The organism is Aminobacter sp. GW821-FHT11F06 (assembly GCF_058808215.1).
The window spans coordinates 122,502-145,580 of record NZ_JBXARL010000004.1 but is presented as its reverse complement, the minus strand read 5'-3'; the positions used below and the strand labels follow the sequence as shown (position 1 = coordinate 145,580).

Below are 23,079 nucleotides of genomic sequence, written 5' to 3'. Positions count from 1 at the left end.
GGCGGGCCGGTTTTATCCGGCCAGCGACGTTGCCGGCTTCGAATGCTTCTCGGCCCAGGCATCGAGCCATTCGGCTCCCTGCATCTCGATCAGGCGCGACGAGGTCCGGTCGAACTCGAACGCCTCGTGGCCGCGCTTGCCGGCATAAAGCTTGTCGGGCGTTGCCGCAGCACTCAGCACCAGCCGCGCATGCTGGTCATAGAGCGTGTCGATCAGCAGGATGAAACGCTTGGCCTCGTTGCGGTTGGCTTCGGCCAAGACAGGCACGTGGTCGACGAAAACGGTCGGATATTTCGCCGTGATCGCCAGATAATCGCGCGCCGCGAGCGGCTTTTCGCACAGGTCGGCGAAGGAAAAGCGCGCGCATCCATCGACAGCCGCGGGCACATGCACCTTGCGCCCCTTGACCGCGACGATGGCCGGCTCGGCGGCAATGCCGTGGGTCACCTTTGCCCAGGCCCTGTCCATCGCCAGGTCGGCAGCTTCGCCCAGCGGGGTCAGGTAGACCGGCACGCGGTCGAGCTTTTCCAGCCGGTAGTCGGTGTCGGCGTCGAGGTTGAGCACCACGGTGTTCTGTTCGAGCATGCCGATGAATGGCAAAAACAGCTGGCGGTTGAGGCCGTCGCGGTAGAGATCGTGGGGTGCCACGTTGGAGGTGGCGACAAGCACCACGCCGAGCGAAAACAGCTGGGAAAACAGCCTGGACAGGATCATCGCATCGGCGATGTCGGTGACCGAGAACTCATCGAAGCACAACACCCAGGCCTCTTCGGCAAGGGCAGCGGCCACTGGCGGGATCGGATCGTCGTCGCGCGAGGTGCCGTTCTTGCGTGCCGCGCGCTGCTTTTGGATGCGGTCGTGCACATCGGCCATGAAGTCGTTGAAATGGACGCGGCGCTTGTGCTTGACCGGCACGAGCTCGAAGAACATGTCCATCAGCATTGTCTTGCCGCGGCCGACGCCGCCATGGACGTAGAGGCCCTTGACCGGCACATGCTGCGGTTTGCGCTTGGCAAACAGCCAGCCCAGCGCGCTCGACTTGCGCGCCAGCCTTTTTTCGGAAATCTCGTCGATCAGCCGGTCGAGTGCCGCAACGATCGTAAGTTGTGCGGGATCGCGGCGGACGCTGCCCAACTCGACCAGATGGTCATAGCGCTGCCTGACGGTCACATGGGTCTGTAGGCCGTCACGCAGATGCATGGGTCACTCTGGCACGAATTCGAAGACCCGCCTTTATATTAGCGGTGGAGTGAGATCGGCAGGCCGTTCGAGGTCTGGCCGTCGAAGCGGCCTTCACCCGAGGAATAGAGCCTGGCCAGCGACGCGCCGCCTTCATCGTAAAGCGTCAGCTGCTTGCCGGCGACGTTCCACGACTTGACGCCGTCGATCGGGGCCGGGCAGCGCAGCGGGCCAGCGCGGAAGCCTTGGCCGAACTTGGTCTGCGGCGTCGCCACCTTGCAGCTCTGGCCCGAAACCGAAGCGCTCCACACGCCTGCCACGGAGGTGGCGGTCAGGTCGGGCGCGTTGGCAGCGGCGGCACCACCGTCGGCGGGCAGGGCAGCGACCTGGGTCTGCTGCTGCGGGGCTGACGGGAATTGCGATGCGCCGGCGGCACCGGGTGCTGCGGGTGGCGGCAACTGGCCGCTGGTCACCGTGCCTGCGGGCGCCGCGGGCAGCGGGGCCGGCTGGGTGTCCATCGAGGAAAGGCGCGTGCTGTTACAGCCGGCAGCCGCCAAAAGCGCCACCAGCGATGCGGCCAGCAGGCCGGTTTTCGAAAAAGCCATTGCATTCCCTCCGTGGGGCAGTTCTGGGGGCGCCCCCGCGCGTCGACAGTTCGCCTGTAAAGCGGCGAAGTTGGCACAATTTCAACCGCATATGGTTAAAATAGGGTTTGCGTCAGAATTTGTTGCAAAATTGTCGCAAGTCTTGGCCCGGCCCGCCAAGACTGGTAATTCGGCGATGTTTCCGCCATATAGGCGCCAAACAGCCGCGAGAAATTTCCACCATGGCCAATATGGCCCCATTCGCCAAGATGAACGGGCTCGGCAACGAGATCATCGTTGCCGACATGCGCGGTCGCGCGGACCGTGTCACGCCTGCGGCTGCGGTTGCGCTGAACGCCGATGCGGCGACCAAGTTCGACCAGATCATGGCGATCCACGACCCGCGCACGCCCGGTACCGCCAACTATATCGAGATCATCAATTCCGACGGCTCCATGGCGCAGGCCTGCGGCAACGGCATGCGCTGCGTCGTCCAGGCGCTGGCCGCAGAGACCGGCCAGAAGCTGTTCACCTTCGAGACAATCGCCGGCATTCTCAATGCCGAAGAGCATGAGGACGGCACGATCTCCGTCGACATGGGCGTGCCGCGCTTTGGCTGGCAGGACATTCCGCTGGCCGAGGAGTTCCGCGACACCCGCATGATCGAATTACAGATCGGCCCGATCGACGCGCCGGTGCTGCATTCGCCTTCGGTCGCCTCGATGGGCAACCCGCATGCCATCTTCTGGGTCGACCAGGATGTGTGGTCCTATGATCTCGGCCGCTTCGGCCCGCTGCTCGAAAACCATCCGATCTTCCCCGAGCGCGCCAACATCTCGATCGCCCAGGTGACCTCGCGCGAGACGATCATCCTGCGCACCTGGGAGCGTGGTGCCGGTCTCACCCGTGCTTGCGGCACCGCCGCCTGTGCCGCCGCTGTCAGTGCCGCCCGCACCAAGCGGACCGGCCGCAGCGTCACCGTCACCGTGCCCGGCGGGCCGCTGCACATCGACTGGCGCGCTGATGATCATGTCGTCATGACCGGCCCGGCCGAGTGGGAATTTTCCGGCCACTTCGATCCGGCCAGCGGTGGCTGGACCCGCGACCAGCAGGACGTTGCCTGATGGCTGTCGATGTTGTCACTTTCGGCTGCCGGCTGAACACCTATGAATCCGAGGTGATGCGCCGCGAGGCCAAGGCTGCGGGCCTCGACGAGCTCAAGGGCGGGGCCGTCATCTTCAACACCTGCGCGGTGACCAGCGAAGCCGTGCGCCAGGCCAAGCAGTCGATCCGCAAGGCGCGCCGGGAAAACCCCGAGGCGCGGATCATCGTCACCGGTTGCGCCGCCCAGACCGACCCGGCCGCCTTCGCCGACATGGCCGAAGTCGACCTCGTGCTCGGCAATGAGGAAAAGCTCAAGGCGCACAATTACCGGGCGCTGCCCGATTTCGGCGTCAACGATTCTGAAAAGGCCCGCGTCAACGACATTTTTTCCGTGCGCGAGACCGCTGGCCACATGGTCGACGCCATCGAGGGCCGGGCGCGCGCTTTCGTGCAGGTCCAGAATGGCTGCGACCATCGCTGCACCTTCTGCATCATTCCTTACGGCCGGGGCAATTCGCGCTCGGTGCCGATGGGGGCCGTTGTCGAGCAGATCAAGCGGCTCGCCGGCAATGGTTATGCCGAAGTGGTGCTGTCGGGCGTCGACATGACCAGCTACGGTGCCGACCTGCCGGGTACCCCGCGCCTGGGCAGACTGGTCAAGACGATCCTGCGCCAGGTGCCTGATGTCAGGCGCCTGCGGCTTTCCTCCATCGATTCGATCGAGGCCGACGAAGACCTGCTCGAAGCCATCGCCACCGAAAACCGGCTGATGCCGCATCTGCATCTGTCGTTGCAGTCGGGCGACGACATGATCCTGAAGCGCATGAAGCGCCGCCATCTGCGCGACCAGTCGATCCAGTTCTGCCATGACGTGCGCAAGCTGCGCCCCGACATCGTCTTCGGCGCCGACATCATCGCCGGCTTTCCGACCGAAACCGACGAGATGTTCGAAAATTCGATGCGGATCGTCGAGGAGTGCGGGCTGACCCATCTCCACGTCTTCCCGTTTAGCCCGCGCGAGGGCACGCCGGCCGCGCGCATGCCGCAGGTCCGGCGCGAGATCGTCAAGAAGCGGGCAGCACGGCTGCGCGCCGCCGGCGAAGCTGCCTATCAGCGCCATCTCGATGCGCTCAAGGGCTCACGCCAACAGGTGCTTGTCGAGCGCGAAGGGCTTGGCCGCACGGAAGGTTTTACGCTGGTTGCGCTCGATCGCGGGACACCAGGCGAAATCATGGAAGTCGACATCGCCGGACATGACGGCGAGCGGCTCACAGCGGCACCGGCCGCCGCACGCGCGGCCTGACGAAAGCGACCGCATGGCATTCGGGTTCATCAAGAAAGTCTTTTCCTTCGGCAAGAAGGAAGCTCCAGAGCAGCCGGCCGAGGACGAGGTCCTGCCGCCGCTGAATTTCGACGCGCTTGAGGCGTTGAAGCCTGCGCTCGAGTCTCCCTCCCCCTTGAGGGGAGGGGCGATCGACGAAGTCGATCGGGGTGGGGTCGCCGGGTCGTCGGACGCCACACTGGACGAAGTCGCTCAGCCAGCGCCGAGCACTGCCGAGACGACCCCCTCTGGTCCTTCGGACCATCTCCCCCTCAAGGGGGGAGAAGAGGTCGCGCCGGATGAACCTGCGCCTGCGCCTGAAGTGCCGGAGCCTGCACCCGAAAAGCCTGCTGAGCCGCCGGTCCCGGAGCCGACCCCGGTCGAGCCCGAGCCGCTTCCGGTGGAAATCCCGGTTCCGCCGGCCGAGCCGGTCGAACCGGATCAACCTGAAGAAATTCCGTCCCAGCCCGGGCCGTCCGAGACGCCGCCGACGATGCGCGCGCCTGAAATCGAGCCGGTCGCGCCTGAAAATCCGGAACCGGCCGTCGAAGCTGTGGAGCTTGCGCCTGCGATTCCCCTCCCCCTTGAGGGGAGGGTGGCCGCGCAGCGGCCGGGTGGGGTCGCCGAATCGTCAGGTGCGGCGGCTGCGCAGGAAGTGCCGAGCACTGCCGAGACGACCCCCTCTGGCCCTTCGGACCATCTCCCCCTCGAGGGGGGAGAGGAGATCGCGCTGGTCGAGCCTGCACCTGCGGCCCCAAAGCCCGCAGCCGGCAAGGTCACTGTCAGCAAAAAGGTCGAGCAGAAGGCCGAGATCGTCGAGGCTGCAGCGCCGACGCCCAGGGTCAGCTGGTTCCAGCGCCTGCGCCAGGGCCTGTCGCGCTCGTCAAAGGAACTGTCGGGCAACATCGCTGGCATCTTCACCAAGCGAAAGCTCGACGAAGACACGCTGCAGGACCTCGAAGATGTGCTGATCCGCGCCGATCTCGGCGTCGAGACGGCCCTTCGCGTCACCGACGCGCTTGCCGCCAGCCGCTACGGCAAGGACGTGTCCGATCACGAGGTCCGCTCGATCATGGCCGTCGAGATCGAAAAGGTCCTGACGCATGTGGCGCTGCCGCTGGAGCTCGACCTGTCGCACAAGCCGCATGTCATCCTTGTCGTCGGCGTCAACGGCACCGGCAAGACCACGACCATCGGCAAACTTGCGGCAAAATTGACCGAAGGCGGGTTGTCGGTGATGCTGGCTGCCGGCGACACCTTCCGCGCCGCCGCCATCGAACAGCTGAAGATCTGGGGCGAACGGACGAAGTCGCCTGTCATCGCCTCCAAGCTCGGTGCGGACGCCGCAGGCCTTGCCTATGACGCGTTCGAGAAAGCCAAGGAGGCCGGCTCGGACGTCTTGATCATCGACACCGCAGGCCGGCTGCAAAACAAGACCGAGCTGATGGCCGAGCTCGAAAAGATCGTGCGTGTGCTCGGCAAGCTCGACCCCGAGGCACCGCATACTGTGCTGCAGACTGTCGATGCCACAACCGGCCAGAACGCGCTCAACCAGGTCGAGATCTTCCGCAATATCGCAGGCGTGAACGGCCTGGTGATGACAAAACTCGACGGCACGGCGCGCGGCGGTATTTTGGTCGCAATCGCCGCCAAACATAAACTGCCGGTCTATTTCATCGGCGTCGGCGAACAGGTCGACGATCTCGAACCCTTTTCGGCAAGCGATTTCGCCAAGGCGATCGCAGGAGTCGCCTGAACTATGAATGCACCGATCCTCGAACGCGACCCTTCGGACCCGACGACCAAGAAAGAGGAAGTCAGCCCGATCCTCAAGCTGGTGCTGGAGCTCGGGCCGCTCGTCGTTTTCTTCTTCGCCAATGCGCGCGGTGAATGGCTGGCGTCGCATTTCCCGACGCTGGCCGAGCTGGGCGGGCCGATCTTCATCGCCACCGGCCTGTTCATGGCGGCAACGGCGATTGCGCTGATCGCCTCGTGGCTGCTCACCCGTTCGCTGCCGATCATGCCGCTGGTCTCGGGCGTCGTCGTCTTCGTCTTCGGCGCGCTGACGCTCTATCTGCAGGACGACGTTTTCATCAAGATGAAGCCGACAATCGTCAACACGCTGTTCGGCGCGATCCTGCTCGGCGGCCTGTTTTTCGGCAAGTCGCTGCTCGGCTATGTCTTTGCCTCCGCCTTCCGGCTCGATGCCGAGGGCTGGCGCAAGCTGACCTTTCGCTGGGGCCTGTTCTTCCTGTTCCTCGCCGTGGTCAACGAGGTGGTCTGGCGTTCGTTTTCGACCGACGCCTGGGTGGCGTTCAAGGTGTGGGGCATCATGCCGATCACCCTTCTATTCACCTTCAGCCAGATGCCGCTGATCATGCGCCATTCGCTCGACGAGCATTCTTCGAAATAGACGGTCGATCGCTCGACGAATTCGCCAGCAGGACCATGGGTAGCCAGCCGCAAGGGCTACCCATACCGATATGTTGAGACTGCATTAACCCGTTATGCGCGTCACGCATTGCTGCATTGCAGCATCTTATTTTGCAGCGCAGCAGTTCCTATGTCATCTTCAGATTGATTAGGGAGGTCATATCGCGCCGCGAAAAGCGGCATGATGAAAGGAACGAACAATGTTTTTTGACAGCCTTCTGACCCGTGCCCGCGAAAGCGCTTCCAAGCGCAAGCAGTACAAGCGCCTCGTCGCCGAGATCGACGGCTTTTCTGGCCGTGACCTGGCCGACATGCGCGCCGACCGCAGCGAGATGCTGTTCCAGGCCTACAAGCAGGTTTACGGCTGAGCTTCAGCCCAGCCACTCGATCCAGCGGCCGTGATAGTCGCAGCGGGCGAGCGCTCTTGTTGTGCCGCCCGGCCATGATGTCAGGCTGAGCGTGGCATACGGATCGCCCGCCGCAAGCGGTTCCATCCTGAGCCAGTAGAGCGGCGACCGTATCGTCGTCGCCTCTCCAGTCGACTCCAGAAGCTCCAAGATTGTCGCTCGCGTCATTTCCGGCATGTATTGCCACATGATCGAGTGGAACAGCACGAAGGCCGTATCCGGCTTTCGTGCTGACAGCCGCTGCTCCAGAAATTCTGCGGCACCTTTCTTCACCAATATTGGCGGGGCCTGCTCGGCGAGGCTGATCGCGGCATCGAGCCGCTCAAGCCGCAATGTCTGGTCGGCCCAGACATAGGCTCGAAGCCTGAGCCTTTGCGCCGAGTCCGAGATGCGGATCGGGGCAATATCGCAGCCTGCGCGGCTGACGACCTGTAGTTCGCCTGCAAGCGGCGGTGCTGAGCCGCGTATGTCAGGCGCCAGCTGGACCGGCGAGCCCGCATCGCCCCAGTCCCTTTCCCCATAACGATAGTGAAACCGGTCGAAGAGCAGGTTGAGCCCGGCACTCGCACCGATCTCGGTCAGTTCCAGCGGCAGGCCGCTTTCCCCGGCGATCGCCAGAAACCCCGGCAGCAGCATAGCAGAACGGGCGATCTCGTTTGTCTGCGGTGCGCTGTCGAGCATGGCAAGCAGGTGAGCCTCGTTGCGTGCGAGGGCGCTTGCTAGGGTCGACGCGATGGCCAGATCATCGGCTGTTTCGGGCGGATAGATTTTTGCCAGCTCGGCGTCGGCGCCAGACAGCACCAGAGCGTGCAGCCCACCGGTCAGTCTCAATGCCAGCGCATCGGCGCGCGGATCGCCGGCCCAGCGAAGCACCTTGCGCCCGACCGCGCTTTGATCGTCGAGAACCTTCGCCAGCACCCGGGCCAATCGCGCCGTGAAGGGCGAACCGAGCTGGTCGCAGGCATCGGCCTGATTGTGGAAATGGGCGCGGATGCGGCGGAGATCGCTGTCGGACATGGCGGCGAGCCTAACCCGTGCCGCCGCTTATTGGGAAGCGGCTGCCGCCTTTTCGATTTCGGGCATCAGCGTGGTCGTGACCGCTTCGGGCGACAGCGGCCCGACATGCTTGAACGCGATCTTGCCATCCTTGCCGACGAGGAATGTCTCCGGAATCCCGTATACGCCCCAGTCGATCGCAGCGCGGCCGTTGGGGTCGACGCCAACGGCGTCGAACGGATTGCCGAGGTCGCCAAGAAAGCGGCGCGCGTTCTCCGCCTTGTCCTTGTAGTTCAGCCCCACAATGGTCAGGCGTTCGTCCTTGGACAGGCCGACGATGACAGGATGCTCTTCGCGGCAAGGTACGCACCACGACGCCCAGACATTGACCAGCGTCACCTTGCCGATGAATTCAGCCGAGTTCAGGCCAGGAAGCGAAATCCCTTCGAGCGGCGGCAATTCGGTCTTGGGTGCCATGTGTCCGATCAGGGCCGAGGGCACCACCGTCAGGTCGCGACCGGACAGGAGCTGCATCAGGAAAACGCCGGCGAGTGCCAGAAACAGCAGCAGCGGCAGCAGCACGACAAGTTTGCGCGGACGCACAGGCTTTTCGGTTTCGGTGCTCATACCTGTTTTCCACTGCGGTCGGAGCGGCGGCGGAGGCCGGCCGCCTCGATCTCGGCCATTTCGCGCTTGCGGGCGCGCTGGTCGGCGAGGATCCAGATGATCAACCCGGCGATGGCAACTGCCGAGACGCCATAGGCAGCAGCGACATAAAGAGCGTGCGCACTCATTGGGCACCTGTCTGCTGGCAAAAATCCATCATGTCGCTGTTTCCGAGCATGTCCTTCACTTAGCCGTGGGTGTGCCGCTAGGCAATCGGACGCCGCGCCGCACCGTAATCGTTGAAGCGATCGTGATCAGTCGGTGCCCGAGCGCAGCGCAACCGCCGCCGCCAGCGGTCCGATGACGGCCAAAAACATGGTCAGCGCGCACAGGATCATGAAAGGCGGGGCGAACGGGTCGGGATCGTTGACCGCACCGTAGGCGGCGGTCACGCCAAAGATCAGCACCGGGATGACCAGCGGCAGCACTAGTACCGAAATCAGCAGGCCGCCACGGGGCAGGGCGACTGTGACAGCCGCACCGGCCGCACCAATGAAGACGATGGCCGGCGTACCGACGAGCAGCGTGAGCGCGGCCGCAGCGATGCCGAGCGGCGACATGTTCATGAACAGCCCGAGCAGCGGGGCGGCGATGACCAGCGGCAGCACACTCGCCGACCAGTGTGCCAGGCATTTGACGAACACAGTCAGCGCCAGCATGTGGCGGTCGGCGTTGAGCACCAGCAGGTCGAGCGAGCCGTCCTCGCGGTCGGCCTGAAACAGCCGGTCGAGGCCAAGCAGGCTGGCGAGCAGGGCGCCGATCCACAGGATCGCCGGGCCGATGCGGGCGAGCAGATTGAGGTCGGGGCCGACGCCGAAGGGGATGGTGACAATGACGGCGAGGAAAAACAGCACCCCCGTCAGCGCCCCGCCGCCGGAGCGGATTCCTATGCGCAGGTCGCGGAGGTAGAGGGCTAGCATGAATGCCCTCCAGCGATCTCCAATAGATCTTTCGAGGATAGCGAGAGCTCTACGTTGCCCCCCTCTGTCCTGCCGGACATCTCCCCCACGAGGGGGGAGATTGGCAGCTTGGCCCGCTTCACTCGTCCTGAGACGCCGGAAATTTGCGAACGCCTTGATGAAGGCGTGATCTCCCCCCTTGTGGGGGAGATGTCCGGCAGGACAGAGGGGGGCGCGAAGGATCGCTGAGGCGAGCTGAATATGGCGCTAAACATGCATCCGCCCCATCTCCAACGTCTTTGTCCCACTCAGTCCCAGTGGCAGATGCGTCGCGGCGATGATGATGCCGCCTGACGCGCAATGCGCCTTCATCAGCTCGGCGAATTGCGCTTCCGAGGCCTTGTCGAGGCCGGCTGTGGGTTCGTCGAGCAGCCAGACCGGGCGGTGGCTGATCAACAGCTTGGCGATCGCGGCGCGGCGCTTCTGGCCGGTCGAGAGATAGCCGAAGGGCAGGTGGCCGAGGCCGCCAAGCCCGACCTCTTCGAGCGCATCTGAGATGCCGAGCTTTCCGTTGCCGGCAAAGCTCTGCCAGAATTCCAGGTTCTCAGTGACGGTGAGGGCAGCCTTCATCGCGTTCTGATGGCCGAGATAGTGGCAGGCTGCGGCAACCGTCGAAAACTCCTCGCCGCCGCCCTCGACAGCGATTCGCCCTGATACATGCGGCAACAGACCGGCGATGACGCGCAGCAGCGTCGACTTGCCCGAGCCGTTGGGACCGGTGACGACAAGGGCGGCACCATCCTCGAGCGAAAAGCCGATACCGGCAAATACTGCCTCGCCGCCACGTTCTCCGCTTAGATTTTCGGCGATCAGCCGCATCTGTTCCCCATCGCCGAAAGTCTTGTCGCCGTCACTTTGCGTTGCGGCAAAATAGGCGAATCTCGGTCTAGAACTATTCCAATAAATTCTCTATATGCCACTCGACCATGCCAGCGGTCGGCATGGAAACAGAATTTGCGCCGAACCAGCGCACGCGCCGCCTTGAACGGCTCGGGTTGCTTGGGACCGGACAGCGGAAATGGCCGTACCCGCACCTTTGCGCGTGATTGCATGCCATCGGAGTCCGTTCCCGCGTAGGCTGAACAGACAAGGATGGATCGCACGTGTCCAAATCACTCGACAGTTTTAATTGCCGCCGCACCCTTACCGCTGCTGGCACCGACTATGTCTATTACAGCCTCATCGAGGCCGAGAAGAACGGCCTGACCGGCATTTCGCAGCTGCCTTATTCGATGAAGGTGCTGCTCGAAAACCTTCTGCGCAACGAAGACGGCCGCACCGTCACCAAGGAAGCCATCCAGGCTGTTGCCGGCTGGCTGACCGACAAGGGCACCGCCGGCGTCGAGATCGCGTATCGTCCGGCCCGCGTTCTGATGCAGGATTTCACCGGCGTTCCCGCCGTCGTCGATCTGGCCGCCATGCGTGACGGCCTTGCCGCGCTCGGCGGCGACCCGCAGAAGATCAACCCGCTGGTGCCTGTCGACCTGGTCATCGACCACTCGGTCATCGTCGACGAATTCGGCACGCCGCTCGCCTTTGCCCGCAACGTCGAGCTCGAATATGAGCGCAACGAAGAGCGCTACAAGTTCCTGAAGTGGGGCCAGCAGGCGTTCCGCAACTTCCGCGTCGTGCCGCCCGGCACCGGCATCTGCCACCAGGTCAACCTCGAATACCTCGCCCAGACCGTCTGGACGAACACCGAGGACGGCGAAATCACCGCTTATCCCGACACCTGCGTCGGCACCGACTCGCACACCACCATGGTCAACGGCCTTGGCGTTCTGGGCTGGGGCGTCGGCGGCATCGAGGCAGAGGCTGCGATGCTTGGCCAGCCGGTCTCCATGCTTTTGCCCGAAGTCATCGGATTCCGCCTGACCGGCAAGCTGAAGGAAGGCGTCACCGCGACCGATCTCGTGCTGACCGTCACCCAGATGCTGCGCAAGAAGGGCGTCGTCGGCAAGTTCGTCGAGTTCTTCGGCCCGGGCCTGTCCAACATGACGCTGGCCGATCGCGCCACCATCGGCAACATGGCGCCCGAATATGGCGCGACCTGCGGCTTCTTCCCGGTCGATTCCGAGACCATCCGCTACCTCAACATGTCGGGCCGCGCTGAAAACCGCATCGCGCTCGTCGAGGAATATTCCAAGGCGCAAGGCATGTGGCGCGACACCGGCTCGGCCGATCCCGTCTTCACTGACCTGCTCGAGCTCGACCTCGAAACCGTCGTTCCCTCGATGGCCGGTCCGAAGCGTCCCGAAGGCCGCATCCCGCTCGAAGGCATCGCCGCGGGCTTTGCCACCGCGCTTGAAGCCGAATACAAGAAGACCGTCGACCAGTCGAAGCGCTACGCCGTCGAAGGCGCGGACTTCGACCTCGGCCATGGCGACGTGGTGATCGCCGCGATCACGTCCTGCACCAACACCTCGAACCCGAGCGTGCTGATTGGTGCCGGCCTGCTCGCCCGCAACGCCAACCGTCTCGGCCTCAAGCAGAAGCCTTGGGTCAAGACCTCGCTGGCACCTGGTTCGCAGGTCGTCGCCGAGTATCTGGAAAAGGCCGGCCTGCAGAAGGAGCTCGACCAGATCGGCTTCAACCTCGTCGGCTTCGGCTGCACGACCTGCATCGGCAATTCCGGCCCGCTGCCGGCGCCGATCTCCAAGACGATCAACGACAAGGGCCTGATCGGCGCGGCCGTGCTTTCGGGCAACCGCAACTTCGAAGGCCGCGTCTCGCCCGACGTGCAGGCGAACTATCTCGCCTCGCCGCCGCTGGTGGTTGCCTATGCGCTCGCCGGTTCGGTCACCAAGGACCTGACCACCGAGCCGCTCGGTGAGGATCGCGACGGCAATCCGGTGTTCCTGAGGGATATCTGGCCGACCAATGTCGAGATCGACCGGTTCATCGCCGAAAACGTCACCCGCGAGCTGTTTGCCCGCAAATATGCCGACGTCTTCAAGGGCGACGAGAACTGGCAGAACGTCAAGGCGCCGGAAGGCCAGACCTACGCGTGGGACGACAAGTCGACCTATGTGCAGAACCCGCCTTACTTCGTCGGCATGGGCTCCAAGCCGGCCAAGATCGGCAAGATCGAGGGCGCGCGCGTGCTCGGCCTGTTCGGCGACAAGATCACCACCGACCACATTTCGCCTGCCGGTTCGATCAAGGCGGCTTCGCCCGCCGGCAAGTACCTGACTGACAACGGTGTCGGCGTCGCCGACTTCAACCAGTACGGCACGCGTCGCGGCAACCATGAAGTGATGATGCGCGGCACCTTCGCCAACATCCGCATCCGCAACCACATGCTTGGCGAAAACGGCCGCGAGGGTGGCTACACCTTCCATTATCCGTCGAAGGAAGAGATGCCGATCTACGACGCGGCGATGCAGTACCGCAGCGAAGGCGTGCCGCTGGTCATCTTCGCCGGTGTCGAATATGGCAACGGCTCGTCGCGCGACTGGGCTGCCAAGGGCACCAATCTGCTCGGCGTGCGCGCGGTCATCGCCCAGTCCTTCGAGCGCATCCACCGCTCGAACCTTGTCGGCATGGGCGTGATTCCGTTCACCTTCGAAGAGGGCACGACCTGGAAGACGCTTGGCCTCAAGGGTGATGAAACCGTCACCATCGAGGGTCTCGAGACGATCAAGCCGCGCCAGAAGATGGTCGCCAAGATCACTTTCGCCGACGGTTCGGTGAAGGACGTTCCGATCCTGTGCCGCATCGATACGCTCGACGAGCTCGACTACTACAAGAACGGCGGCATCCTGCAGTACGTCCTGCGCGACCTCGCCGCGTAAGTTTTTCGCGCGATTCATGTGAAACAAGCCGCCGGTGCGCAAGCTCCGGCGGTTTTTTGTTGGGGCGTCCCTTGTGACAGAAGCGAGACAGCGCGCCCCGCGCCCTACGTTGCCCCCCTCTGGCCTGCCGGCCATCTCCCCCTCAGGTGGGGAGATCAGTCGCGTCCACGGCGGTGCTCATCCTGCGAATTCGCAGGAAATCAGCGTACAACGTCGGTGATTGGCTGGGGCGCAGATGAAGGCCTGATCTCCCCTTGAGGGGGAGATGGCCGGCAGGCCAGAGGGGGGTGGGAAGGAATGAGACGGAGGTTGCGAGCCCGATCGCAGCAATCCAGTTCTTGAATAGGGATGCGACACCTATCCTCGGTCCAGCCTATTGCGACACCCGCCGCGCCCAAACCTGTTGCCGCGCGGCTACAGGCGGCGCCGAAAAAACACCGCTGAAATGATGGATTGGGTGTCCAGTGCGGGCGGGTATGCTATGTATTAGACTGGGCTAAAGTGGAGTACAACCGTGAAACGCTTGTTCCTTGCTTCCGCATTCCTGGTAGGACTTTCCGGCATCGCTTCGGCGGCCGACCTGGCCGTTGTTGAACCCGCGCCGGTAGCCATGGCGCCGATCTACAGCTGGACCGGCGGTTATGTCGGCGTGCAGACCGGATATCTCTGGGGTGACGGGTCTTTTGAAGTCCAGGGCCTCCCCGGCGTCTCGGCCGATGGCAATATGGATGGCTGGCTCGGCGGCGTCTATGCCGGCTACAACTACCAGTTCACCAACAATGTTGTGCTCGGTGTCGAAGGCGATATCGCCTGGACCAACGCCGACGGATTTGGCCAGGCGGCGCTGAACGGCGTTCCCGGCCCGTTCGACGCCGGCGTTGACTATCAGCTCAACTGGACCGGCGCCTTGCGCATGAAGGCAGGCTACGCGATGGACCGCTTCCTGCCTTATATCGCCGGCGGCCTGGCCTTCGGTGGTGTCGATGCGACCAGGTTCAATGCAGGCGGCACGATTGCTGCCAAATCCGACGACACGATGGTCGGCTGGACGATCGGCGCGGGCATCGAGTACGCATTCACCAACAATCTCGTCGGGCGCGCGGAATATCGCTACACGGATTTCGGCAATTTCGACATGTCGGACGGGCTGGCCGCCGGCCAGGTCGGCGTGACGAGCAACGACGTCCGCGTCGGCATCGCCTACAAGTTCTGACGGTACGATTTCTCTGTAGCGCCAGCCTTGTGTTGGGTTTTTGTTGGTTGGGAGCGGAGGCAAATACCCCCACCCCTAACCCCTCCCCACAAGGGGGAGGGGGACTTTTGGGCATCTGAGCCTGGGCCTGCAAATTTGGGTGAAAACAGTGACGAGGGCATCCCCCTCTCCCCCTTGGGGTAAGGGGTGGGGGGTACAAAGCCGCTAGGTTGCAATGAAATTTGCAGAGCCGTGGCTCCACGCCAGCGCGCAGCCTGTCAGCCGCCATCCCCCAAATCATAGACATACATGACGAAGGTTTCCGCCGGGCCGGCTGGTTCCTTGCGCGCGGCATAAAGCGCGCGGGCAGGGATGTTGTCGCGTTCGGTGCCGAGCCAGGCTTCCTCGCAGCCCGCTTCGCGCCCGGTGGCGAACAGCGCATCCATCAGGCGGCTGGCGATGCCCAGGCGTCGCCAGGCGGGGGAGACGCCGACTTCATCGATGTAGAGTTCTGACGGCTTGTCGGGGTGGCGGTGAACCATGCCGGCTGCCTGTGCCACAACCTGGCCATCATCGAGGGCCACGAAAAGAAGATGGCCAGGGCAAACAAGGCAAGCCGCGAGCCTTTCAGGATCGACCGCTTCATCGAAGACGTCGTGGGCGACATTGTCGAGCAGGTGTTCGTCGCCGGGAGAAAGCCAGCGGATTTCGACTGGTGTCATCACGCTTCTTCATCCTTTCTTCGTAAAGTCGTCACAAAACTTTGACGTTTACGTAAATCCCATTGTTTCTAACCGATTGAAATAGTTGAGGTCAAAATAATCGGTTGAATTTTTTTGGTCACGGAGCTATTGCGAGCCGCTGTTTCTGGCTGCATTCTCGCGGCCTCTCTCGCCCAAACCTACTCCACCCCGCCGCCACGGCGTCGTTAAAGGCAAAGGGAAATTCCTTCATGGCACGTAACAAGATAGCCCTCATCGGCTCCGGCATGATTGGCGGCACGCTCGCCCACATGATCGGTCTCAAAGACCTCGGCGACGTGGTTCTGTTCGATATTGCCGAAGGCACCCCGCAGGGCAAGGGCCTCGACATCGCCCAGTCCTCGCCGGTCGACGGCTTTGACTCGCGCTTCACCGGCGTCAACGACTATGCCGGCATCGAAGGTGCTGATGTCTGCATCGTCACCGCCGGTGTACCGCGCAAGCCCGGCATGAGCCGCGACGATTTGCTTGGCATCAACCTCAAGGTGATGGAACAGGTTGGCGCCGGCATCAAGAAGTATGCCCCCAAGGCCTTCGTCATCTGCATCACCAACCCGCTCGACGCCATGGTGTGGGCGCTGCAGAAGTTCTCGGGCCTGCCCTCCAGCCACGTTGTCGGCATGGCCGGCGTTCTCGACTCGGCGCGCTTCCGCCACTTCCTGGCTGAAGAGTTCAAGGTTTCGGTCGAGGACGTCAGCGCCATGACGCTCGGCGGCCACGGCGACGACATGGTGCCGATGGTGCGTTATTCGACGGTTGCGGGCATTCCGCTGCCGGATCTGATCAAGATGGGCTGGACCAGCCAGGAAAAGCTCGACGCGATCGTCGAGCGCACCCGCAAGGGTGGCGGCGAGATCGTCGGCCTGCTCAAGACCGGCTCGGCCTATTACGCTCCGGCATCTTCGGCGATTTCCATGGCTGAAGCCTATCTCAAGGACAAGAAGCGCGTGCTGCCTTGCGCATCGTATCTGTCGGGCCAGTATGGCATCAAGGACATGTATGTCGGCGTGCCGGTGGTGATTGGCGCTGGTGGCGTCGAGCGCATCATCGAGATCGACTTCAACAAAGCCGAGCAGAAGATGTTCGAAAAGTCGGTCGAGGCCGTGAAGGGCCTTTGCGAAGCCTGCGTCGCCATCGCGCCGAACCTCGCCACGAAGTAAGGATCAAGCGCATGAACATCCACGAATATCAGGGCAAGCAGCTCTTGAAGGGGTTCGGTGCGCCCGTCGCTGACGGCGTTCCGGTGTTCAAGATCGAGGAAGCGGAAGCGGCGGCCAAGGCGCTGCCGGGCCCGCTCTATGTCGTGAAGAGCCAGATCCACGCCGGTGGCCGCGGCAAGGGCAAGTTCAAGGAACTGCCGGCTGACGCCAAGGGCGGCGTGCGTCTCGCCAAGTCGATCGAAGAGGTTGTCGCCTTTTCCAGGGAAATGCTCGGCAACACGCTGGTGACCAAGCAGACTGGCCCGGCCGGCAAGCAGGTCAACCGCCTCTATATCGAAGATGGCGCCGACATCGACCGCGAACTGTATCTGTCGATCCTTGTCGACCGTTCCGTCGGCCGCGTTGCCTTCGTGGTTTCGACCGAAGGCGGCATGGACATCGAGGCTGTTGCCCATGACACGCCCGAAAAGATCATCACCGTTGCGATCGATCCCGAAAAGGGCGTCACCGCTGACGACCTCAAGGCGCTGAATGCGGCGCTGAAGCTTTCGGGCGAAGCTGCCAAGGACGGCGAGACGCTGTTTCCGATCCTCTACAAGGCGTTTGTCGAAAAGGACATGAGCCTGCTTGAGGTCAACCCGCTGATCGTCATGAAGAACGGCCGCCTGCGCGTGCTCGACGCCAAGGTGTCGTTCGACAACAACGCGCTGTTCCGTCACCCCGACGTGGTCGAGCTGCGCGACACCACCGAAGAAGACGCCAAGGAAATCGAAGCGTCGAAGTATGACCTCGCTTATGTCGCGCTCGATGGCAACATCGGCTGCATGGTCAACGGCGCCGGTCTCGCCATGGCGACGATGGACATCATCAAGCTCTACGGTGCCGAGCCCGCCAACTTCCTCGACGTTGGTGGTGGCGCTTCCAAGGAGAAGGTGACGGCGGCGTTCAAGATCATCACCGCCGATCCGGCCGTGAAGGGCATCCTGATCAACATCTTCGGCGGCATCATGAAGTGCGACATCATCGCCGAAGGCGTGATCGCGGCCGTCAAGGAAGTCGGGCTCAAGGTTCCGCTGGTGGTTCGCCTCGAAGGCACCAATGCGGAGCTTGGCAAGAAGATCATCAACGAGAGTGGGCTGAACGTCGTTTCCGCCGACGACCTCGACGACGCGGCGAAGAAGATCGTCGCCGCGGTGAAGGGAAACTGAGCCAATGTCCATTCTCATCGACAAGAACACCAAGATCCTGGTGCAGGGCCTGACCGGCAACACCGGTTCGTTCCACACCGAGCAGGCGCTGGCCTATCACGGCACCAAGATGGTCGGCGGCATCCACCCCAAGAAGGGCGGCGAAAAGTGGGACGGTTCCGTGCCGCTGCCGATCTTCTCGACGGTTGCCGAAGGCAAGGAAAAGACCGGCGCCAACGCGTCCGTGGTCTACGTGCCGCCGGCGGGGGCTGCCGCTGCGATCATCGAGGCGATCGACGCCGAGATCCCGCTGATCGTGTGCATCACCGAAGGCATCCCGGTCATGGACATGATCAAGGTCAAGGCGCGTCTCGACCGCTCGACCTCGCGCCTGATCGGCCCGAACTGCCCGGGTATCGTCACGCCCGACCAGTGCAAGATCGGCATCATGCCGGGCAACATCTTCCGCAAGGGTTCGGTGGGCGTTGTTTCGCGCTCCGGCACGCTTACCTATGAGGCGGTGTTCCAGACGACGAATGCCGGTCTCGGCCAGTCGACGGCTGTCGGCATCGGCGGCGATCCGGTCAAGGGCACGGAATTCATCGACATGCTCGAGATGTTCCTGGCCGACGAGGAAACCAAGTCGATCATCATGATCGGCGAAATCGGCGGCTCGGCCGAAGAGGACGCAGCGCAGTTCCTCATCGACGAGGCCAAGCGCGGCCGCAAGAAGCCGATGGCCGGCTTCATCGCCGGGCGCACCGCACCGGAAGGCCGCACCATGGGCCATGCCGGTGCTGTGATCTCGGGCGGCAAGGGCGGCGCGGAAGACAAGATTTCGGCCATGGAGGCCGCGGGCATCCGCGTGTCGCCATCGCCGGCACGTCTCGGCACCACGCTGGTCGAGGCGATCAAGGGCTAAGGCCAAGTGAATAGGGGAGTAGGGCAGTAAGGCAGTAGGGAATCCAGATCATTGCCCTACTGCCTTACTGCCCTACTCCCTTCAAAACAGGAGAGGAGCCAGAGGCTCCGAGCGATAAGATGGCACGATCAGATCAGGCCAACGACCAATTTTCCCTCACTTCGTTCCTCTATGGCGGCAATGCCGACTATATCGAGGCGCTGCACGCCGCCTATCTCGATGACCCCGAAGCGGTCGATCCCGAGTGGCGCGATTTCTTTTCGGCGCTGAAGGACGACGCCGGCGACATCCGCAAGAACGCCAAGGGCGCTTCGTGGTCGACGCCGAGCTGGCCGCTGCAGGCCAATGGCGAACTGGTTTCCGCGCTCGACGGCAACTGGGGCATGGTCGAAAAGCTCATCGAAAAGAAGGTCAAGGACAAGGCTGTCGCCGCAACCGGCGCTGCCCCTTCGCCGACCGATGTGCTGCAGGCAACGCGCGACTCTGTCCGCGCGATCATGATGATCCGCGCCTACCGCATGCGCGGCCATCTGCACGCCAATCTCGACCCGCTTGGCATCGCCAAGCCGCTGGAAGACTATAACGAGCTGTCGCCCGAAGCTTACGGCTTCACCGAGGCCGACTACGACCGGCCGATCTTCATCGACCATGTGCTCGGGCTCGAATACGCGACCATCCGCGACATGCTCGAAATCCTCAAGCGCACCTATTGCTCGACGCTCGGCGTCGAGTTCATGCACATCTCCGATCCCGAGGAGAAGGCATGGATCCAGGCCCGCATCGAAGGACCCGACAAGGCGATCGCCTTCACCGACGAAGGCAAGAAGGCGATCCTGCAGAAGCTGGTCGAGGCCGAGGGCTTCGAGCAGTTCATCGACGTCAAGTACAAGGGCACCAAGCGCTTCGGCCTCGACGGCGGCGAAGCGCTGATCCCCGCACTCGAGCAGATCCTCAAGCGCGGCGGCGCGCTCGGCCTGCAGGAAGTCGTGTTTGGCATGGCCCATCGTGGCCGCCTCAACGTGCTCAGCCAGGTGATGGCAAAGCCGCACCGCGCGATCTTCCACGAGTTCAAGGGCGGCTCCTACGCCCCTGACGACGTCGAGGGCTCGGGCGACGTGAAGTACCATCTCGGCGCTTCCTCGGACCGCGAATTCGACGGCAACAAGGTTCACCTGTCGCTGACCGCCAACCCCTCGCATCTCGAGATTGTCGATCCCGTGGTGATGGGCAAGGCGCGCGCCAAGCAGGACCAGCTGTTCGGCCGTGCGCGCGGCGAGATCGTGCCGCAGGAAGAGCGCGCCAAGGTGATGCCGCTGCTGCTGCACGGCGATGCCGCATTCGCCGGCCAGGGCGTGATCGCCGAAATCCTCGGCCTGTCGGGCCTGCGCGGCCATCGCGTCGCCGGCACGCTGCATTTCATCATCAACAACCAGATCGGCTTCACGACGAACCCGCGTTTCTCGCGCTCGTCGCCTTACCCGTCCGACGTTGCCAAGATGATCGAAGCGCCGATCTTCCACGTCAATGGCGACGATCCGGAAGCTGTGGTGTTCGCGGCCAAGGTCGCGACCGAATTCCGCATGAAGTTCCACAAGCCGGTGGTCGTGGACATGTTCTGCTACCGCCGCTTCGGCCACAATGAAGGCGACGAGCCTGCCTTCACCCAGCCGATCATGTACCGCAACATCCGCACCCATAAGACCACGGTGCAGATCTATGCCGACAAGCTGATCGCGGAGGGCCAGATGGCCCAGGCCGAGCTCGACAAGATGCGTGCCGACTGGCGTGCCCATCTCGAAACCGAGTGGGAGATCGGCCAGGCCTACAAGCCCAACAAGGCCGACTGGCTGGATGGTGCCTGGTCGGGCCTGCGCACGGCCGACAACCAGGACGAACAGCGTCGCGGCAAGACCGCCATGCCGGTCAAGACGCTGAAGGAAATCGGCAAGAAGCTGACCGAGGTGCCGGCCGGTTTCGAGGCGCACAAGACGATCAGCCGTTTCCTCGAAACGCGCCGCAAGATGATCGAATCGGGCGAAGGCATCGACTGGTCGACGGCGGAAGCGCTGGCGTTCGGCTCGATCCTGCTCGACGGCAACCCGATCCGCCTTTCCGGCCAGGATTCCGAGCGCGGCACGTTCTCGCAGCGCCATTCGGTGCTCTACGACCAGAAGGACGAGACGCGCTACATCCCGCTCAACAATTTGTCGGCGGCACAGGCCGGTTACGAGGTCATCAACTCGATGCTCTCGGAAGAGGCCGTGCTCGGCTTCGAATATGGCTATTCGCTTGCCGAGCCCAAGGCACTGACGCTTTGGGAAGCGCAGTTCGGCGACTTCGCCAACGGCGCGCAGGTGGTGTTCGACCAGTTCATCTCCAGTGGCGAGCGCAAGTGGCTGCGCATGTCGGGTCTCGTGTGCCTTCTGCCGCACGGCTATGAAGGCCAGGGTCCGGAGCATTCGTCGGCACGCCTCGAACGCTTCCTGCAGCTCTGTGCTGAAGACAACATGCAGGTGGCCAACGTCACGACGCCGGCCAACTACTTCCACATCCTGCGCCGGCAGCTGAAGCGCGACTTCCGCAAGCCGCTGATCCTGATGACGCCGAAGTCGCTGCTGCGCCACAAGCGTGCGGTGTCTTCGCTGTCGGAGATCTCGGGCGAGAGCTCGTTCCACCGCTTGCTGTGGGACGACGCCCAGTATCTCGGCAACGAGCCGATCAAGCTGGTCAAGGATTCGAAGATCCGCCGCGTCGTTTTGTGCACCGGCAAGGTCTATTACGACCTCTATGAGGAGCGCGAGAAGCGCGGCATCGACGACATCTATCTGTTGCGCGTCGAGCAGCTCTATCCGTTCCCGGCCAAGGCGCTGATCACCGAGCTCAGCCGCTTCCGCAACGCGGAGATGGTGTGGTGCCAGGAAGAGCCCAAGAACATGGGTGCGTGGTCGTTCATCGACCCGTATCTGGAATGGGTGCTCGCCCATATCGACGCCAAGCACCAGCGCGTGCGCTACACCGGCCGTCCGGCCGCCGCCTCTCCGGCGACGGGCCTGATGTCCAAGCACCTGGCGCAGCTCCAGGCATTCCTCGACGACGCCCTCGGCGAATAACCAAGAACGGACAGGCAAAAAAATGGCTACCGAAATCCGTGTCCCTACCCTCGGCGAATCCGTCTCCGAGGCAACAATCGGCAAGTGGTTCAAGAAGGCCGGCGACGTGATCGCCGTCGACGAGCCCTTGGTCGAACTCGAAACCGACAAGGTCACCATCGAAGTGCCGGCACCCTCCGCCGGCATTCTGGTCGAACTGACCGTCAAGGAAGGCGAGACCGTTGGCGTCGGCGCGCTGCTCGGCACCATCGGTGCCGGTGACGGTGCCGTGGCCGTGACCAAGCCTGCAGCTGTCGCCCAGGCTTCGGCTTCGACAGTCAAGGAAGCAGTGGCGCAGACAGCTTCGGTTGCCGGCGCACCGGGGATCGAAGAACGCAAGATGCCGCCGGCACCGGCTGCCGCCAAGCTGCTCGCCGAGACAAATCTCTCCGTCGATCAGGTCGCCGGTTCGGGCAAGCGCGGCCAGGTGCTGAAGGGCGACGTGCTCGACGCCATTGCCAAGGGCATTTCCGCGCCTGCGGCAGCTCCGGTTGCCGCCCCGGTGGTCGCTCGCGTTCCCTCCAGTGTTGTCGATGCTCCGCGCGAAGAGCGCGTGCGCATGACCAAGCTGCGCCAGACGATCGCGCGCCGCCTCAAGGAAGCGCAGTCGGCGGCTGCCATGCTGACCACCTTCAATGAGGTCGACATGAGCGCCGTGATGGCGCTGCGCACCAAGTACAAGGACGTCTTTGAAAAGAAGCACGGCGTGAAGCTCGGCTTCATGGGCTTCTTCACCAAGGCAGTGACGCACGCACTGAAGGAAATCCCGGCCGTCAACGCCGAGATCGATGGCACCGACATCATCTACAAGAACTTCGCCCATGTCGGCGTTGCCGTCGGCACCGAAAAGGGCCTGGTGGTTCCGGTGGTGCGCGATGCCGACCAGATGTCGATCGCCGAGATCGAAAAGGAAATCGGCCGCCTCGGTCTCGCCGCGCGCGACGGCAAGCTGTCCGTCGCCGACATGCAGGGTGGCACCTTCACCATCTCCAATGGTGGCGTCTACGGTTCGCTGATGTCGACGCCGATCCTGAATGCGCCGCAGTCGGGCATTTTGGGCATGCACAAGATCCAGGACCGTCCGGTCGTGGTCGGCGGCCAGATCGTCATCCGTCCGATGATGTATCTCGCGCTTTCCTACGATCACCGCATCGTCGACGGCAAGGAAGCCGTGACCTTCCTGGTGCGCGTCAAGGACAGCCTGGAAGATCCGGAACGTCTGGTTCTCGACCTCTGAGGCAGAGGCGTGTAGAGCGGGTTTGAAC

Annotated in this window: 20 protein-coding genes; 12 read left to right on the top strand and 8 right to left on the bottom strand. The window is 63.2% G+C overall.

The genetic code is table 11. The annotated features are described in order from the left end of the window. Window positions 1–12: 12 nt before the first annotated feature. Entirely contained in the window at window positions 13–1,200 is a 1,188-nt protein-coding gene (zapE, locus tag AC1RTB_RS12100) for a cell division protein ZapE (protein ID WP_492878762.1), read from the bottom strand. A gap of 38 nt (window positions 1,201–1,238) precedes the next feature. Beyond that, a complete protein-coding gene (locus AC1RTB_RS12095) occupies window positions 1,239–1,784 on the bottom strand; it encodes a protease inhibitor Inh/omp19 family protein (protein ID WP_492878764.1) in 546 nt (181 codons plus the stop codon). A 221-nt stretch (window positions 1,785–2,005) separates the two neighbouring features. Between AC1RTB_RS12095 and dapF the strand changes: the two genes are divergently transcribed. From dapF to AC1RTB_RS12070, 5 genes are all read left to right on the top strand, one after another. After that, the gene (dapF, locus tag AC1RTB_RS12090) at window positions 2,006–2,887 is read left to right on the top strand and encodes a diaminopimelate epimerase (protein ID WP_492878766.1); all 882 of its coding nucleotides are present in this window, start codon (window positions 2,006–2,008) and stop codon (window positions 2,885–2,887) included. Then, on the top strand, window positions 2,887–4,170 hold the full coding sequence (gene mtaB, locus AC1RTB_RS12085) for a tRNA (N(6)-L-threonylcarbamoyladenosine(37)-C(2))-methylthiotransferase MtaB (RefSeq protein WP_492878768.1): 1,284 nt from the start codon (window positions 2,887–2,889) through the stop codon (window positions 4,168–4,170). The genes dapF and mtaB overlap by 1 nt, the downstream gene beginning before the upstream one ends. A gap of 13 nt (window positions 4,171–4,183) precedes the next feature. Next, the gene (ftsY, locus tag AC1RTB_RS12080) at window positions 4,184–5,944 is read left to right on the top strand and encodes a signal recognition particle-docking protein FtsY (protein WP_492878770.1); all 1,761 of its coding nucleotides are present in this window, start codon (window positions 4,184–4,186) and stop codon (window positions 5,942–5,944) included. A 3-nt stretch (window positions 5,945–5,947) separates the two neighbouring features. Continuing rightward, entirely contained in the window at window positions 5,948–6,601 is a 654-nt protein-coding gene (locus tag AC1RTB_RS12075; protein WP_492878772.1) for a septation protein A, read from the top strand. A 220-nt stretch (window positions 6,602–6,821) separates the two neighbouring features. Continuing rightward, entirely contained in the window at window positions 6,822–6,989 is a 168-nt protein-coding gene (locus AC1RTB_RS12070) for a hypothetical protein (RefSeq protein ID WP_492878773.1), read from the top strand. A 3-nt stretch (window positions 6,990–6,992) separates the two neighbouring features. On the opposite strand, the gene AC1RTB_RS12065 is transcribed toward AC1RTB_RS12070, so the two are convergent. The 5 genes from AC1RTB_RS12065 to ccmA form a co-directional block, all read right to left on the bottom strand. Continuing rightward, window positions 6,993–8,045, bottom strand: coding sequence for a DUF2332 domain-containing protein (locus AC1RTB_RS12065; RefSeq protein WP_492878775.1), 1,053 nt, complete (start codon window positions 8,043–8,045; stop codon window positions 6,993–6,995). Window positions 8,046–8,072: 27 nt separating this feature from the next. After that, entirely contained in the window at window positions 8,073–8,651 is a 579-nt protein-coding gene (locus tag AC1RTB_RS12060) for a DsbE family thiol:disulfide interchange protein (protein WP_492878777.1), read from the bottom strand. Continuing rightward, entirely contained in the window at window positions 8,648–8,818 is a 171-nt protein-coding gene (ccmD, locus tag AC1RTB_RS12055) for a heme exporter protein CcmD (RefSeq protein WP_492878779.1), read from the bottom strand. Before ccmD ends, AC1RTB_RS12060 begins: the two co-directional genes overlap by 4 nt. Before the next feature lie 126 nt (window positions 8,819–8,944). Beyond that, entirely contained in the window at window positions 8,945–9,610 is a 666-nt protein-coding gene (gene ccmB, locus AC1RTB_RS12050; protein WP_492878781.1) for a heme exporter protein CcmB, read from the bottom strand. A 246-nt stretch (window positions 9,611–9,856) separates the two neighbouring features. Then, window positions 9,857–10,468 carry a heme ABC exporter ATP-binding protein CcmA gene (gene ccmA, locus AC1RTB_RS12045; RefSeq protein WP_492878783.1) on the bottom strand — a complete coding sequence of 204 codons (612 nt, stop codon included), beginning with the start codon at window positions 10,466–10,468 and terminating at the stop codon, window positions 9,857–9,859. Between the two features lie 284 nt (window positions 10,469–10,752). Here ccmA and acnA point away from each other — a divergent pair, with 284 nt between their 5' ends. Together acnA and AC1RTB_RS12035 are read left to right on the top strand one after the other, a co-directional pair. After that, window positions 10,753–13,443, top strand: a complete 2,691-nt coding sequence (gene acnA, locus AC1RTB_RS12040) for an aconitate hydratase AcnA (protein WP_492878785.1) — start codon at window positions 10,753–10,755, stop codon at window positions 13,441–13,443. Between the two features lie 514 nt (window positions 13,444–13,957). Next, the gene (locus AC1RTB_RS12035) at window positions 13,958–14,656 is read left to right on the top strand and encodes an outer membrane protein (RefSeq protein WP_492878787.1); all 699 of its coding nucleotides are present in this window, start codon (window positions 13,958–13,960) and stop codon (window positions 14,654–14,656) included. A gap of 257 nt (window positions 14,657–14,913) precedes the next feature. Here the strand turns inward: AC1RTB_RS12035 and AC1RTB_RS12030 are convergent, their stop codons facing one another. Then, window positions 14,914–15,357 carry a GNAT family N-acetyltransferase gene (locus AC1RTB_RS12030; protein ID WP_492879028.1) on the bottom strand — a complete coding sequence of 148 codons (444 nt, stop codon included), beginning with the start codon at window positions 15,355–15,357 and terminating at the stop codon, window positions 14,914–14,916. Window positions 15,358–15,587: 230 nt separating this feature from the next. Between AC1RTB_RS12030 and mdh the strand changes: the two genes are divergently transcribed. From mdh to odhB, 5 genes are all read left to right on the top strand, one after another. Beyond that, window positions 15,588–16,556, top strand: coding sequence for a malate dehydrogenase (gene mdh / locus AC1RTB_RS12025; RefSeq protein ID WP_492878789.1), 969 nt, complete (start codon window positions 15,588–15,590; stop codon window positions 16,554–16,556). 11 nt (window positions 16,557–16,567) lie between these two features. Next, a complete protein-coding gene (sucC, locus tag AC1RTB_RS12020) occupies window positions 16,568–17,764 on the top strand; it encodes an ADP-forming succinate--CoA ligase subunit beta (RefSeq protein WP_492878791.1) in 1,197 nt (398 codons plus the stop codon). Window positions 17,765–17,768: 4 nt separating this feature from the next. After that, complete coding sequence (gene sucD / locus AC1RTB_RS12015) at window positions 17,769–18,665, top strand: succinate--CoA ligase subunit alpha (RefSeq protein WP_476782446.1); 897 nt, start codon at window positions 17,769–17,771, stop codon at window positions 18,663–18,665. Window positions 18,666–18,784: 119 nt separating this feature from the next. Then, entirely contained in the window at window positions 18,785–21,775 is a 2,991-nt protein-coding gene (locus AC1RTB_RS12010) for a 2-oxoglutarate dehydrogenase E1 component (protein WP_492878793.1), read from the top strand. A gap of 22 nt (window positions 21,776–21,797) precedes the next feature. Next, window positions 21,798–23,051, top strand: coding sequence for a 2-oxoglutarate dehydrogenase complex dihydrolipoyllysine-residue succinyltransferase (gene odhB / locus AC1RTB_RS12005; RefSeq protein WP_492878795.1), 1,254 nt, complete (start codon window positions 21,798–21,800; stop codon window positions 23,049–23,051). The last annotated feature ends 28 nt before the right edge of the window (window positions 23,052–23,079 follow it).

Coding starts and splice junctions, on each gene's coding strand:
- AC1RTB_RS12075 (WP_492878772.1), top strand. CDS start 5,948: ATGAATGCACCGATCCTCGAACGCGACCCTTCGGACCCGACGACCAAG.
- ccmA (WP_492878783.1), bottom strand. CDS start 10,468: ATGCGGCTGATCGCCGAAAATCTAAGCGGAGAACGTGGCGGCGAGGCA.
- ccmB (WP_492878781.1), bottom strand. CDS start 9,610: ATGCTAGCCCTCTACCTCCGCGACCTGCGCATAGGAATCCGCTCCGGC.
- sucC (WP_492878791.1), top strand. CDS start 16,568: ATGAACATCCACGAATATCAGGGCAAGCAGCTCTTGAAGGGGTTCGGT.
- ftsY (WP_492878770.1), top strand. CDS start 4,184: ATGGCATTCGGGTTCATCAAGAAAGTCTTTTCCTTCGGCAAGAAGGAA.
- odhB (WP_492878795.1), top strand. CDS start 21,798: ATGGCTACCGAAATCCGTGTCCCTACCCTCGGCGAATCCGTCTCCGAG.
- mdh (WP_492878789.1), top strand. CDS start 15,588: ATGGCACGTAACAAGATAGCCCTCATCGGCTCCGGCATGATTGGCGGC.
- AC1RTB_RS12010 (WP_492878793.1), top strand. CDS start 18,785: ATGGCACGATCAGATCAGGCCAACGACCAATTTTCCCTCACTTCGTTC.
- ccmD (WP_492878779.1), bottom strand. CDS start 8,818: ATGAGTGCGCACGCTCTTTATGTCGCTGCTGCCTATGGCGTCTCGGCA.
- dapF (WP_492878766.1), top strand. CDS start 2,006: ATGGCCAATATGGCCCCATTCGCCAAGATGAACGGGCTCGGCAACGAG.
- AC1RTB_RS12095 (WP_492878764.1), bottom strand. CDS start 1,784: ATGGCTTTTTCGAAAACCGGCCTGCTGGCCGCATCGCTGGTGGCGCTT.
- zapE (WP_492878762.1), bottom strand. CDS start 1,200: ATGCATCTGCGTGACGGCCTACAGACCCATGTGACCGTCAGGCAGCGC.
- AC1RTB_RS12065 (WP_492878775.1), bottom strand. CDS start 8,045: ATGTCCGACAGCGATCTCCGCCGCATCCGCGCCCATTTCCACAATCAG.
- mtaB (WP_492878768.1), top strand. CDS start 2,887: ATGGCTGTCGATGTTGTCACTTTCGGCTGCCGGCTGAACACCTATGAA.
- AC1RTB_RS12030 (WP_492879028.1), bottom strand. CDS start 15,357: ATGACACCAGTCGAAATCCGCTGGCTTTCTCCCGGCGACGAACACCTG.
- AC1RTB_RS12070 (WP_492878773.1), top strand. CDS start 6,822: ATGTTTTTTGACAGCCTTCTGACCCGTGCCCGCGAAAGCGCTTCCAAG.
- AC1RTB_RS12060 (WP_492878777.1), bottom strand. CDS start 8,651: ATGAGCACCGAAACCGAAAAGCCTGTGCGTCCGCGCAAACTTGTCGTG.
- sucD (WP_476782446.1), top strand. CDS start 17,769: ATGTCCATTCTCATCGACAAGAACACCAAGATCCTGGTGCAGGGCCTG.